Source organism: Streptomyces sp. CB02056, assembly GCF_001905545.1.
Taxonomy (GTDB): domain Bacteria; phylum Actinomycetota; class Actinomycetes; order Streptomycetales; family Streptomycetaceae; genus Kitasatospora.
Genome location: NZ_LIPD01000009.1, coordinates 444,720 through 456,907 on the forward strand (window position 1 = coordinate 444,720; position 12,188 = coordinate 456,907).

General features: G+C 74.5%; 13 protein-coding genes. 9 read left to right on the top strand and 4 right to left on the bottom strand.

What is annotated here, in order from left to right; all coding sequences use genetic code 11:
• Nucleotides 1-12 precede the first annotated feature (12 nt).
• From AMK13_RS25990 to AMK13_RS26010, 5 genes are all read left to right on the top strand, one after another.
• Nucleotides 13-579, top strand: coding sequence for a TetR/AcrR family transcriptional regulator (locus AMK13_RS25990; protein WP_074004291.1), 567 nt, complete (start codon nucleotides 13-15; stop codon nucleotides 577-579).
• Nucleotides 580-715: 136 nt separating this feature from the next.
• The gene (locus AMK13_RS25995) at nucleotides 716-1,309 is read left to right on the top strand and encodes a DUF4865 family protein (protein WP_074004292.1); all 594 of its coding nucleotides are present in this window, start codon (nucleotides 716-718) and stop codon (nucleotides 1,307-1,309) included.
• Nucleotides 1,310-1,326: 17 nt separating this feature from the next.
• Nucleotides 1,327-1,833, top strand: coding sequence for a carboxymuconolactone decarboxylase family protein (locus AMK13_RS46045; RefSeq protein ID WP_074004293.1), 507 nt, complete (start codon nucleotides 1,327-1,329; stop codon nucleotides 1,831-1,833).
• Entirely contained in the window at nucleotides 1,830-2,774 is a 945-nt protein-coding gene (locus tag AMK13_RS26005) for a hypothetical protein (RefSeq protein WP_074004294.1), read from the top strand. The genes AMK13_RS46045 and AMK13_RS26005 overlap by 4 nt, the downstream gene beginning before the upstream one ends.
• Nucleotides 2,775-2,887: 113 nt before the next feature.
• Nucleotides 2,888-3,379, top strand: coding sequence for a GNAT family N-acetyltransferase (locus tag AMK13_RS26010; RefSeq protein WP_074004295.1), 492 nt, complete (start codon nucleotides 2,888-2,890; stop codon nucleotides 3,377-3,379).
• A 144-nt stretch (nucleotides 3,380-3,523) separates the two neighbouring features.
• Here the strand turns inward: AMK13_RS26010 and AMK13_RS26015 are convergent, their stop codons facing one another.
• Entirely contained in the window at nucleotides 3,524-4,288 is a 765-nt protein-coding gene (locus AMK13_RS26015; RefSeq protein WP_074004296.1) for an SDR family NAD(P)-dependent oxidoreductase, read from the bottom strand.
• A 137-nt stretch (nucleotides 4,289-4,425) separates the two neighbouring features.
• Between AMK13_RS26015 and AMK13_RS26020 the strand changes: the two genes are divergently transcribed.
• Both AMK13_RS26020 and AMK13_RS26025 read left to right on the top strand, forming a co-directional pair.
• Complete coding sequence (locus tag AMK13_RS26020; protein ID WP_074004297.1) at nucleotides 4,426-5,046, top strand: TetR family transcriptional regulator; 621 nt, start codon at nucleotides 4,426-4,428, stop codon at nucleotides 5,044-5,046.
• A gap of 261 nt (nucleotides 5,047-5,307) precedes the next feature.
• Nucleotides 5,308-6,450, top strand: coding sequence for an alpha/beta hydrolase (locus tag AMK13_RS26025; RefSeq protein ID WP_049658183.1), 1,143 nt, complete (start codon nucleotides 5,308-5,310; stop codon nucleotides 6,448-6,450).
• 147 nt (nucleotides 6,451-6,597) lie between these two features.
• On the opposite strand, the gene AMK13_RS26030 is transcribed toward AMK13_RS26025, so the two are convergent.
• Nucleotides 6,598-6,927 carry a MoaF-related domain-containing protein gene (locus AMK13_RS26030; RefSeq protein WP_049658181.1) on the bottom strand — a complete coding sequence of 110 codons (330 nt, stop codon included), beginning with the start codon at nucleotides 6,925-6,927 and terminating at the stop codon, nucleotides 6,598-6,600.
• 210 nt (nucleotides 6,928-7,137) lie between these two features.
• On the opposite strand from AMK13_RS26030, the gene AMK13_RS26035 reads away from it, so the two are divergent.
• The gene (locus tag AMK13_RS26035; protein WP_079272456.1) at nucleotides 7,138-8,436 is read left to right on the top strand and encodes an esterase/lipase family protein; all 1,299 of its coding nucleotides are present in this window, start codon (nucleotides 7,138-7,140) and stop codon (nucleotides 8,434-8,436) included.
• 138 nt (nucleotides 8,437-8,574) lie between these two features.
• Here AMK13_RS26035 and AMK13_RS26040 read toward each other — a convergent pair whose 3' ends face one another.
• Complete coding sequence (locus tag AMK13_RS26040) at nucleotides 8,575-9,357, bottom strand: hypothetical protein (protein ID WP_143204634.1); 783 nt, start codon at nucleotides 9,355-9,357, stop codon at nucleotides 8,575-8,577.
• A 174-nt stretch (nucleotides 9,358-9,531) separates the two neighbouring features.
• A complete protein-coding gene (locus AMK13_RS26045) occupies nucleotides 9,532-10,329 on the bottom strand; it encodes an IclR family transcriptional regulator (protein WP_049653741.1) in 798 nt (265 codons plus the stop codon).
• Nucleotides 10,330-10,531: 202 nt separating this feature from the next.
• On the opposite strand from AMK13_RS26045, the gene aceB reads away from it, so the two are divergent.
• The gene (gene aceB, locus AMK13_RS26050) at nucleotides 10,532-12,184 is read left to right on the top strand and encodes a malate synthase A (RefSeq protein ID WP_074004299.1); all 1,653 of its coding nucleotides are present in this window, start codon (nucleotides 10,532-10,534) and stop codon (nucleotides 12,182-12,184) included.
• Nucleotides 12,185-12,188: the final 4 nt, after the last annotated feature.

A 12,188-nucleotide genomic window follows, 5' to 3' on the forward strand; every position in this document is an offset into this window, starting at 1 on the left:
ACAGTGAGTCGCATGAGCACCCAGGACCGTCTCATCGAGAGCACCCAGGCCCTCCTCTGGGAGCGCGGCTACGTCGGCACCAGCCCCAAGGCCATCCAGCAGCGTTCCGGGGTCGGCCAGGGCAGCATGTACCACCACTTCACCGGCAAGCCCGACCTCGCGGCCGCCGCCCTGCGCCGCAGCGCCGAGCAGATGCGGGGCGTCGCCGAGGCCGACCTCGCCGCCCCCGGCACCGCCTACGACCGGATCGCCGCCTACCTGCACCGCGACCGCGACGTCCTGCGCGGCTGCCGGATCGGCCGGATGGCCCAGGACCCCGACGTGGTCGCCGACCCGCAGCTGCGCGCGCCCGTCGAGGAGACCTTCGACTGGCTGCGCGGCCGGATCGCCGAGCTGGTCGCCCAGGGCCAGGCGGGCGGCGAGTTCGCCCCCGGCCTCGACCCGGCCGACACGGCCGCCGCCGTGGTCGCCGTCGTCCAGGGCGGCTATGTCCTGGCCCGCGCCGCCGACAGCGCCGAGCCGTTCGACCGGGCCGTCCGCGGCGCCCTCGGCCTGCTCGCGGCACACCGCACGGCCTGACCCGCACGACCCCGGGCGCGCCGCCGCACCCGTACGGCCGAACCCTCGCGGCCGAACCCGTACGACCAGAGCCGACGCGCCCGCCGAAAACCAGGACGCCCGCCGTCAGACCGGCCAGAACCCGAGGAGCCCCGCCGTGCACGCCATGCAGTACGAGATCACCCTCCCCGCCGACTACGACATGGGCGTCATCCGCAAGCGCGTCGCCGACAAGGGCCACCTGCTCGACGCGCACCCGGGCCTCGGCCTCAAGGCCTACCTGGTCCGCGAGCGCGGTCGGCAGGGCTCGCCCGTCAACCAGTACGCGCCGTTCTACCTCTGGCGCACCGTCGAGGGCATGAACGGCTTCCTCTGGGGCCCGGGCTTCCGCGGCCTGAGCGCCGACTTCGGCCGCCCCGCCGTCCGGCACTGGCTCGGCGCGGGCCTGGCCCACGGCGCGTCGTCAGTGGCGGGGGAGAGGACCGAGCAGCCCAGCACCGCCACCCGGGCGACCGTACGGCTGCCGGAAGGCGCCGACCCGGCCGAGGCCGTCGAGCGGGCGCTCGCCGACCTGCCCGCGCATCCGGACCTGCACACCGCCGCCGTGGCCGTCGACCCGAGCCGCTGGGAGCTGCTCAGCTTCGCGCTCTGGCACGGCCCGGCCCCCGAGGACGCGCCCGGCGTCCGGTACCAGGTGCTGCACCTGTCCCGCCCCGAACTGGACCGGCTGCCCGCCGGCCGCCACTGGTGAAAGGACCCACCGCCCCGATGTCCCCCGCGACCGCCCCCGCCGGCCCCGACCTCACCCCGGCCCCGCTCGACCGCGCGGCCGGCCACGCCCTGCTCGCCGACCTGGCCGGTCCGGGCGCCGCCGCCACCCTCGGCGGCCTGGACGCCCTCGCCCCCGGCTTCCCCGACTGGATCGTCACCAGCCTCTTCGGCGGCACCTATCAGCGCCCCGGCCTCGCCCTGCGCGAACGCCAGATCGCCAATTTGGCCGCCCTCACCGCCCTCGGCGGCGTCGAGCCGCAGCTCGCCGACCACGTCCGCTACAGCCGGCGGATCGGCCTGACGGAGGCGGAGATCACCGAGGTCATGGTCCACCTCGCCCCGTACGTCGGCCTCCCCAAGGCGCTGGCCGGCCTGCGGGTCGCCACCGCGACCTTCGCCGAGAGCACCGAGAGCACCGAGAGCACCGAGAGCACCGAGAGCGCCGAGGCCACCAAGGCCGCCGAGAGCGCCGCCGGGACCGTCACCGAGGAGGCCGGGGCATGAGCCGCACCGTCCGCACCGTCCTCGGCGACCTGGACCCCGCCGCCCTCGGCGTCACCGACGCCCACGACCACCTCTTCATCCGCAGCCCGCTGCTCCCCGGCCAGGAACTGGACGACCCGGCCGCCGCCGAGGACGTCCTGCGCGCCTACGCCGCCGCCGGCGGCCGCACCCTCGTGCAGTGGACCCCGCGCGGCCTGGGCCGGGGCGCGGACTCGCTCGCCGCGCTCTCCCGTACGACCGGCGTGCGGATCGTCGCCGCCACCGGCGCGCACCAGGCGGTCCACTACGCGCCGGGCTCCTTCTCCGCCACCGGCGCCGGGGCGGAGGACCGCCCCGGCCCGTACGCCGACCTGGCGGAACGTTTCGTCGCCGAGCTCACCACCGGTCTGCCCGGCGCGCCCGAGGGGGTCCGGGCCGGGCTGATCAAGGTCGCGGCCGACGCGGGGCCCGACAGTCGCCACACCCGCTGGACGATGGCCGCCGCCGCCGAGGCCCACCACGCCACCGGCGCCCCGATCGCCGTCCACCTCGAAGCCGACGGCGCCCCGCCCGGGGTGGTGCACCGGCTGTGCCACCGGCACGGCGTCCGGCCCGACCGGGTCATCCTCGGCCACCTCACCCGGCTCCCCGACCGTGCGCTGCACCGCCGACTGGCCGCCGAGGGCGTGTACCTCGCGCTGGACAGCCCCTCCCGGGCCGGCCACGCAGGCGACCACCAGGCCTTCGAGGTCATCGCCGACCTGGTCGAGGCGGGCCACGCCGCCCAGCTGCTGCTCGGCGCCGACACCACGACCCGGAACGCCCGCGCGGCCGGCGGCCCGGTCCGGCTGCTCACCGAGCTCGCCCCGCGCCTCGCCCGCAGCCACGGCCCCGAACTGCCCGAGCTGCTCCTCACCGCCAACCCGGCCGCCGCCTTCGCCGCCGACTGGCGCACGCCGTAGGGCACCCGCCGGGCCGTCGGACCCCGCCGAACCGCCGGGGCCGGTGGCGCGCGGGCCCGCAGGTACGGGAAACGGACTGACGGCCGCCGGTCGGGCCCTCTACGGTGCCGGACATGGTGACGCTGACGCTCCGAACCCTCACGACCGCCGACTGGCCGCTCTGGCGGGACCTCCGCCTCGCCGCCCTGACCGACGCACCGGAGGCCTTCAAGGCCGGCCTCGCCGACTGGCACCGGGGCGGCGAGGAGCGCTGGCGCGACCGGCTCGGCATCCCGGGCGCCCACCACGTCGCGGCCCTGCTGGACGAGGACCCGGTCGGGCTCGTCGGTGGCCTGCCCGGATCGCCGGACGGGGTACGGGAGTTGCGCTCGCTCTGGGTCGCCCCGCGGGCGCGCGGCCGGGGCGTCGCCGACCGGCTCGTCGAGGAGGTCGAGCGCTGGGCCCGCGCCACCGGCGGGACCACGCTGCGCCTCGCCGTGCTCCCCGGCAACGAAGCGGCGCTCGCCCTCTACCGCCGCCACGGCTTCGCCCCGCTCGCGGAGCCGGGCGACCTGCTCGCCGACGGGGTCACCCGGGAACTCCTGCTCGGGAAGCCCCTGCGGTGACCTGGCCGACCGCCGCCGCACCCGGCTCCGGCTCCGGCTCCGGCTCCGACAGCGATAGCGACAGCGACGCGAAGGCGGGGCCTGCGCCGTACGGGGGACGGCACAGGCCCCGCCTTCGACCGGACCGAGGGGGCGATCAGCCGGTCACATGTGGGTGCCGCCGTCGATGCGCAGCTCGGTACCGGTGACGAAGGCGCCGTCGTCGGAGGCGAGCATGGCGATCACGCCGGCCACCGTCTCCGGGCCGGCGAAGCCCTGGCCGAGGGCGGGGGAGAGCTTGGCCAGCAGGCTGAAGTCGGCGTCGGCGGGCAGGCCAGGGTTGTGGGTCATGCCGCTGTCGATGCTGCCCGGCGCGACGCAGACCGCGCGCAGGCCCTGCTTCGAGTACTCCGAGGCGATGGCGTGGGTGAAGGACTGGATGCCGCCCTTGGTCGCGGCGTACGCGGCCATGTACGGGTGGGCGAAGCTCGCGGAGGTGGAGCTGAAGTTGACCACCACGCCCCGGCCGCCCGCGAGCAGCGTGGGGAGCGCCTCGCGGGTCATCAGGAAGGTGCCGGTCAGGTTCACCGCGAGGAGCTTGTTCCAGAACTCCAGGCTGGTCTCGTGGGTGTGCGAGGAGCGGAGGATGCCGGCCGCGTTGACCAGCACGTCCAGGCCGCCCAGGCCGGTGGTCGCCTCGGCGACGCCCGCGACGACGGCCGCCTCGTCCGAGATGTCCAGGACCTGAATGGTCAGGCGGTCCGCGGTGCCCTCGGCGGTGGCGCGGTCCAGGGTCTTCTTCAGGCCGTCCTCGTTGACGTCGACGGCGACGACCTTCCCGCCCTCGGCGAGGATCCGGTGCACGGTGGCCTGGCCGATGCCCGAGCCGCCGCCGGTGATCAGGACGTTCCGTCCGCTGAAGCGCTCCATGGTGGTACTCCGTTCGTTCGTGGTCTCTCGACCTCGGGAGCCACGGTACGCCTGAGTGGCACATTGTGCCAAAAGGGCTGGACGTGCCAGATCGTCGTGACGTGCCACCTTGGCATGCGTCCGCGTAGGCTGGCCCTGTGACCGGACGCCCGACCCTGACCCAGCGCCGCCGTGAGGCCACCCGACTGGAGATCGCCCGTACCGCCGCCGCGCTCTTCGCCGAGCGGGGGGCCGAGGCGACCACCGCCGAGGAGATCGCCCTCGCCGCGGGCATCTCGCTGCGCACCTTCTACCGGTACTTCTCCGTCAAGGAGGACGCCGTCGCCCCGCTGCTCGCGTCGGGCGGGCAGGAGTGGGTGGAGCTGTTTGCGGCGAGCCCGGCCGACCTGCCGCTGCGCGAGGCGCTGGAGCGTGCGGCGGTCGCGTCGCTGACCCCGGCCGACGAGGCGCGGGCGGAGATGATGCGGTGGGCCCGCTGCCTGCTGCGCGACCCGAAGCTGAGCGCCACCTGGCAGCGGGTCCACGCCGACTCGGAGGCGCGGCTGCGGGTCGCCCTCACCGAGCGCTGCCCGGACGGCACCGACCCGCTGGAGATCCGGCTGGCCGCCGCCGCCGCGACCGCGGCGATCCGGGTGGCCCTGGAGCAGTGGGCGTCCTCCGAGGCGCCCCTCGCCGGTCCGGGGTCCCCGCAGGACCTCGGCGCGCGCTGCATGCGCGAGCTCACGGCGGGGCTGCGGCTCTGGGAGCGGGTGGGCTGAGCCCGGGCGCAGCCCACCCCGCCCGCTCCGGCTGACGGAGGACGGCCGACCGCTGACAGATGTCAGATGACAACTTTCGAAATCTGTTATCTGAACGTTGTCATCTGTCAGCCCGGCTCCCCGTCACCTCCCAGCCGCGGTCAGCTTCCTCCCAGCTGGCGTTAGGGTTGGTCCTCGCGCCCCGGCCGGGGAACCGGGGTGACCTCCTCGGATGTCCCCAGCGGAGGGGACTGGAGTTCGAGGCGTGGGAGCAAGCGGGACATGGGTCTGACGAGCCACAAGGTGCTGGCGCTGACCGCACTGATCGCGGTCGTGATGATGGTCGGCACGGTCTGGCTGTGGCCCAGACTCGCGAAGAAGACCTGGCAGTCGGTGCTCGGCCGGATCGGCGCGCTGCTCGCCACCCAGCTCGCGGTGCTCGCCGCGCTCGGCCTGGTCGCGAACAACTACTTCGCCTTCTACAGCAGTTGGGACGACCTGCTGGGCACCGGCGACACCGGCCCGGTGGTCATCCATAACAAGGCGGACGCCTCCGGTCGGCTGATGGTGGAGACGATGGGCCAGGCCGCGGTCAAGGGCGGTGGCGCGATGGGCCGCGAGCCCGCCCAGTCCGGCGAGATCCGCAAGGTCCGGATAGACGGCGCGGCCAGCCGGCTGTCCACCGAGGGCTACGTCTACCTGCCCCCGCAGTACTTCCAGCCGGAGTACGCCCAGAAGCAGTTCCCGGCCGTGATCGTCAGCACCGGATTCCCAGGAATCGCCGAGAACCTGATCACCCGCTTCAACTACCCGGGCGCCGCGCTCAAGCTGCTGCAGGAGGGGCGGATGCAGCCGACCGTCATGGTCCTGGTGCGCCCCTCGCCCGCGCTGCCCCAGGACACCGAGTGCGAGGACGTCCCGAACGGCCCGCAGTCCGACACCTACTTCACCAAGGACGTGCCCTCGGCGATCCAGGCCAGCTACCGGGTCTCCACCGACCCGCAGGCCTGGGCCTTCATGGGCAACTCGACCGGCGGCTACTGCGCGCTCAAGCTGGCCATGCGCCACCCGGACGTCTTCCCGACCGCCGTCGCCCTCTCCGCCTACTACGACGCCGCCGACGACCCGACCACGGGCGACCTCTTCGGGGGCAGCAAGCAGCGCCGCGACGAGGCCAACCTGCTGTGGCGGCTGAAGAACCTGCCGCAGCCGAAGGTGTCCGTGCTGCTGGCCGGCACCAAGAAGGGCGACGGCGACTACCGGCAGCAGACCGAGGCCTTCGTCGACGGGGTGCAGAGCCCGATGAAGGTCTCGTACAGCATGCTGGAGAACGGCGGCCACAACTTCGAGACCTGGAGCGCCCTGCTGCCCTCCTCGCTGGAGTGGCTGTCCCAGCACCTCAAGGTGCCGAACCAGTCCGCATGAGCCTGACCGGCCGGGCCTGACCGAACGGGCCTGAACGACCGAACGACCGAACCCCCGGAGCCATGGCACCGGGGGTTCGGTCATTCGGTCATGCGGTCGGTCCGGTCGTTCAGGAGCCGTACGGCCCCCGCGCGGCGGTCCCGCCGCTCAGGCCACCCGCTCCAGCGTCCCGGTGTGCAGCTGGCCGACCCGGCCGCCCTCGCCCTCGAAGGTCCAGAAGGCCCGCACGGTCAGCCTGCCGAGGTCCATCACGTGGCTGACGGTGATCCCGCTCTGCTCGGTCCAGCTGACGAAGTAGATCGAGGGCGCGACCTCGGCGACGTGCAGGCGCACGTCCTCCCACTGGCCCGCCGACTCGCCGAGGCCCTCCCAGCGCAGCCGCGTGCCGTCGGCCGAGTAGGTGTTGCGGAAGGCCGCGCCGTTGTCGACCCGGAAGAGGTAGGTGCGGCCGGCGAAGGCGGGCAGGGGCGCGGTCATGGTGGGGCGGGTCCTCGTCTCTGTCAGGTCGTGGCGAGCACCCGGTCGGGCTCGCCGCTCTTGTGCACGGCGGATGATGTCAGGCTTCCAATTTATCCGACCGGGCGCACTCGGTCAGGCAAAGGCCACGGTACGGTCCGCCACCACGCGGCGGCCCGGGTGTGCGACCGGCACATGGGCAGGGCCGCGCGCCGGCCCTAGCGTCCGGCCATGAGACGTACCCCCACACGCCCCGGCCCCGCGAGACGCGTCCCCATCGCCCTCGCCGCCGTGCTCCTGACCCTCGCCGCCGCCCTGCTCGGCACCCCCACCGCCGCGCAGGCGGGTACGGCCCGGGCCGCGGCCGCCGTCCCCCTCACCCTGGAAGCGACCTTCCCCGCCCCCGGCAACGGCTGGGCCAAGGTCGAGCGCTACCTCGACACCACCCCCGGCTTCGGCGCCGAGCAGTTCCCCGCCGACGGGCGCGGCGACCAGGACGGCGCCCGCCGGACGTACTTCGGCACCGGTCGGCCCTCCTCCGCCCGGTTCCTGCTCTACTCCGCCGGGGGCTGGGACACCGGCGCCCAGGCCACCCCCGTCCTGCTGGTCCACGGCGCCAACGACAACGCCGACCGGGCCTGGGCGAACCCGGGGGAGAGCGGCGCCTGCGGTGCCGCGAACTGCCCGTCCACCGGGCTCGCCCAGTACCTGGCCGGCACCGGCCACCGGGTCTTCGCGATCGGCTTCGCCCACAAGCACGGCGACAACCTGCTCCAGGCCCAGGCGGTCGGCGACGCAGTCGCGCTGATCCGGGCCCGGCTCGGGGTCCCCCAGGTCGACGTGGTGGCCTGGAGCAAGGGCGAGGTCGCCGCCCGGGCGTACGTGTCCTCGGTGAAGCCCTCCTGGGGGAGGGCGTACGCGGGCGACGTGCGCCGGCTGGTCACGCTGGGCGGGCCGCACGGCGGGCTCGACTACGTGTACGCGCACGGCTGGGACTTCGACCTGGTGACCTGGCCCGCCTGCGGCGGCACCGCCAACGCGCCGTCCCCGCACCTCTCCATGACCTGCTACGGCACGTACACCGCGCAGCCCTGCCTCGGGGTGCTGCCGAGCGGCGGCTACGACTGCTACCCGGGCCAGCGCCAGCTGCTCGCCCGCTGGGACGGCACCTACGGGGTGGACGGCAGTGCGCAGGACTGGTGGACCACCTACTACGGCGGCCAGGGCTTCTACACCTCCGGCCAGGGCATCCAGGCGGCGATCGACGCGGGCTCGCTGATCGCCCCGCTCCGGCAGGCCGGCATCCCGGCCGCGGTGCGCACCTACCTGCTGGCGGGCGGGTCCGCCGACATCCCGGGCGTGCTCAACGAGGGCCGCGGGCCGAGCGACGGGCTGGTCTTCACCGCGAGCGCGCTGGACACCACCGGCATCGCGACGGTCGGCGGCACCCGGCTGCTCGGCGGCCTGAACCACCTGGAGCTCGCCTGGGCGCCGGACGCGGCGAGCCAGGTCAACGCCTGGCTGGGCTGAGCCTCAAGCCGGTCAACTCGGCTGCCGTACGGGGCCGTTGGTCGGCACCACGGCGGGTGCGGCGCCCCGCCCGCCACCGGCAGGACGGTCCCGTCGGCAGGGCCGACCCCGCCGACGGGACCGCGCGGCCCACACGGCTCAGGAACCGGCGGCCGTCCCGGCCACCGTGATGTCGAACGGCTGCCGGTTGTTGCCCTCGTACCGGTCGTCCGCGCTGCGCACCGCGACCGAGCCGCCGCTCAGCCTGCCCTCCGGCAGGTCCGGGGCGAGCCGGACCGGGATGAGGGCGGTCGCGCTGCGCCCCTCCCGCAGCCCGGGCGCGAACACGCACCGCACGACGCGGCCTCGGCTCACCACCTGGCAGGTGGACGGGAAGAACGGGCCCTCCGGGCTGACGCCCTCCGGCAGGGTGATCGCGACCGTGAACGGGGAGGCGGTGGTCTCCGGGCCGCCGTTGCCGACGAAGGCGTGGATGGTGGTGGTGCCGCCGGGCGCGGCCGCGTCCGGGTCGATCCGGACCACCTCCAGGTCGGAGTCGGACGGTCGCGCGGCGGCCTCGGCCGTCCCGGACCCGGCGGTGGACCCGGCCCCGGACCCGGCTCCGGGCTTGGCCGGGGCCGGCAGGGTCGAGGCGGTGGGCGTCGCCGGTGCGGGCAGGGTGGACGGCGAGGGCGCACCGGCCGCGACGACCTCCACGGCGGGCCGGGGCTCGGGCCGCCGCAGCGCCCAGACCGGGTCGGTGGCCAGTACCGTCACCGCGCACCCCGCCGCCACGGCCGCGACCAGCCCGGCCCCGCCGAACCCCCGGCCCCTCGCGGCGCGCCGTACGCCACCGGCCCGTACGCCATCGGTCCGGACCTCACCTCCCCGGACCCCACCGCCCCGCGCGCCCTCCCATGCGTCCCGGTACTGCTGCTCCATCCCCGCTCACCCTGCCCTCGCGTCCCGGCCGCCCGCGCCGTTGCGGGCCGCGTCGGCACCAGGGTGGCGGAGCCACCGCCGGAGCCGGGCGGCAACCCGCCCGTCGTCCGCCCGAACGGATGACGCGGCACGCCGTGCCAACCGGGTCGGCCGGCAAGGGTGGTTGACGTTCCGTCAGGGAGCGAGGACCTGGCCCAGCCGGGTCGCGATCTGGTGCATCACCGGTACCAGCGAGGCGGCTCCGGCCTGCTCCTCCAGGGCCCGGATGCGGGCCTCCGGGCCGGAGACCGAGAGCGCGGTGGGCGTCGGCGCGCCCGGGACGGCGAGCGCGATGCAGCGGACGCCGATCTCCTGCTCCTGGTCGTCGACCACGTAGCCGCGCTCGCGCGCCTCGGCGAGCTGGCGCATCAGCTCCTGCGGGTCGGTGACCGTGTACTCGGTGTGCGCGGGCAGCGGGTTGGGGCCGAGCACGGCGCGGGCCTCGTCCTCGGGAAGCTGGGCGAGCAGCGCCTTGCCGACGCCGGTGCAGTGCGGCTGCACCCGTCGGCCGACCTCGGTGAACATCCGCATCGAGCGGCGCGACTGCACCTGGCCGACGTACACCACCTCGCCGCCCTCCAGCACCGCCAGGTTGGCGGTCTCGCCGGTGGCCTCCATGAGCTCGGCCAGGTACGGGCGGGCCCAGCTGCCGAGCAGCCGGCCGGCCGTCTCGCCGAGTCGGATCAGCCGGGGGCCGAGGGTGTAGCGGCGCGCGGTGTCCTGGCGGACATAGCCCTGCTGCACGAGGGTACGAACCAACCGGTGGATGGTCGGCATCGGGAGGCCGGACGTGGTGGAGAGCTCGCTGAGGGTGGCCACGCCGCCGGAGTCGGCCAGCGCCTCCAGGAGTTGGAAGGCGCGTTCGACGGACTGCACGCCGCCGCCCGCGCGGTCGGCGCCTGTCGTCGATGCTGGGTCGGGGGTCGCAACCACCGGCGTTTCCTTCACTGTCGGGGAGGAGTAGAGTCCCGGCGATCTCTTCAACAAACCGTTGAAATTCTGTATCGCGGAAACTAGTCTCCACCTTACAGAATCGAACTCGCCGACAGGCGGGTACCGATCGAGGAAGTTCCCTGAGGAAGTTCCCACCGGAGCTCCCTCCGCCAGGCTCAACCGTCTTAGGAGTGTCCTGCTCATGGCTGCAGATCAGGGGCCCGTCGGCGCCTCGCCCGCCGCTCCGGTCGTCACTGTCGCCGGTCCTCGCGTCCCCCGGGCGGAGGAGGTGCTCACTCCGGAGGCGCTCGCCTTCGTCGCCGGGCTCCATCAGGCCTTCGAGGGGCGCCGACAGGAGCTGCTGGCCGGGCGGAAGGCCCGCCGCGCCGAGATCGCCGCCACCGGCACGCTGGACTTCCGCCCCGACACCGCCGACATCCGGGCCGGGGACTGGAAGGTCGCCGAGGCGCCCCGCGCCCTTCAGGACCGCCGGGTCGAGATCACCGGGCCGACCGACCGCAAGATGGTCGTCAACGCGCTCAACTCCGGGGCGCGGATCTGGCTCGCGGACTTCGAGGACGCCACCTCCCCGACCTGGGAGAACGTGGTCGGCGGCCAGGCCAACCTGACCGACGCCTTCGAAGGCCGGATCGACTTCACCGGCGCGGCCGGCAAGGCGTACACCCTCAAGCCCGCCGCCGAGCTCGCCACCGTCGTGGTCCGCCCCCGCGGCTGGCACCTGGACGAGAACCACCTGCTGGTCGACGGCACCCCGGTGGCCGGCGCGTTCGTCGACTTCGGCCTCTACTTCTTCCACAACGCCGCCCGGCTGCTGGCCAAGGGCGCCGAGGACCCCAACTCCGGCCCGTACTTCTACCTGCCGAAGACCGAGAGCCACCTCGAGGCCCGGCTGTGGAACGACGTGTTCACCCACGCCCAGGCCGAACTCGGCATCCCGCACGGCACGATCCGGGCGACCGTGCTGATCGAGACCATCACCGCCGCGTTCGAGATGGACGAGATCCTCTACGAGCTGCGCGACCACGCGGCCGGCCTCAACGCCGGGCGCTGGGACTACCTGTTCTCGATCGTCAAGAACTTCCGCGACGCCGGCGAGCACTACATCCTGCCGGACCGCAACACCGTCACCATGGCCTCGCCGTTCATGGCCGCCTACACCCGGCTGCTGGTGCGGACCTGCCACCGGCGCGGCGCCCACGCGATCGGCGGCATGGCCGCGTTCATCCCGAGCCGCCGCGACCCGGAGGTCAACGCGGCCGCGCTGGAGAAGGTCAAGGCGGACAAGGACCGCGAGGCAGGGAACGGCTTCGACGGCTCCTGGGTCGCCCACCCCGACCTGGTGCCGGTCGCCCGGGCCTCCTTCGACGCGGTGCTCGGCGAGCGGCCCCACCAGAAGGACAACCCCGGCCCGGCCGAGCCGGTGACCGCCGCCCAGCTCCTCGACATCGCCGGAGCCGGCGGCACCTGCACCCGCGCGGGGCTGCACAACGCCGTCCAGGTCGGCATCCGCTACATCGAGGCCTGGCTGCGCGGGCTCGGGGCCGTCGGCATCTTCAACATGATGGAGGACGCCGCCACCGCCGAGATCTCCCGCTCGCAGATCTGGCAGTGGATCCACAACGGGGTCGTGCTCTCCGACACCGGCGAGAAGGCCACCGCCGACCTGGTCCGCTCCCTGGTCGCCGCGGAGCTGGCCGAACTCCTCGCCGAGCTGGGCGAGGAGGCCTACGGCGCCGGCCGCTGGCCGGAGGCCGCCCGGCTCTTCGAACAGGTCGCCCTGGCCGAGGAGTTCGTGGACTTCCTGACCCTCCCCGCGCTCCCGCTGCTGGGCTGATCCC

Coding starts and splice junctions, on each gene's coding strand:
- AMK13_RS25990 (WP_074004291.1), top strand. CDS start 13: ATGAGCACCCAGGACCGTCTCATCGAGAGCACCCAGGCCCTCCTCTGG.
- AMK13_RS46045 (WP_074004293.1), top strand. CDS start 1,327: ATGTCCCCCGCGACCGCCCCCGCCGGCCCCGACCTCACCCCGGCCCCG.
- AMK13_RS26005 (WP_074004294.1), top strand. CDS start 1,830: ATGAGCCGCACCGTCCGCACCGTCCTCGGCGACCTGGACCCCGCCGCC.
- AMK13_RS26010 (WP_074004295.1), top strand. CDS start 2,888: ATGGTGACGCTGACGCTCCGAACCCTCACGACCGCCGACTGGCCGCTC.
- AMK13_RS26015 (WP_074004296.1), bottom strand. CDS start 4,288: ATGGAGCGCTTCAGCGGACGGAACGTCCTGATCACCGGCGGCGGCTCG.
- AMK13_RS26025 (WP_049658183.1), top strand. CDS start 5,308: ATGGGTCTGACGAGCCACAAGGTGCTGGCGCTGACCGCACTGATCGCG.
- AMK13_RS26030 (WP_049658181.1), bottom strand. CDS start 6,927: ATGACCGCGCCCCTGCCCGCCTTCGCCGGCCGCACCTACCTCTTCCGG.
- AMK13_RS26035 (WP_079272456.1), top strand. CDS start 7,138: ATGAGACGTACCCCCACACGCCCCGGCCCCGCGAGACGCGTCCCCATC.
- AMK13_RS26040 (WP_143204634.1), bottom strand. CDS start 9,357: ATGGAGCAGCAGTACCGGGACGCATGGGAGGGCGCGCGGGGCGGTGGG.
- aceB (WP_074004299.1), top strand. CDS start 10,532: ATGGCTGCAGATCAGGGGCCCGTCGGCGCCTCGCCCGCCGCTCCGGTC.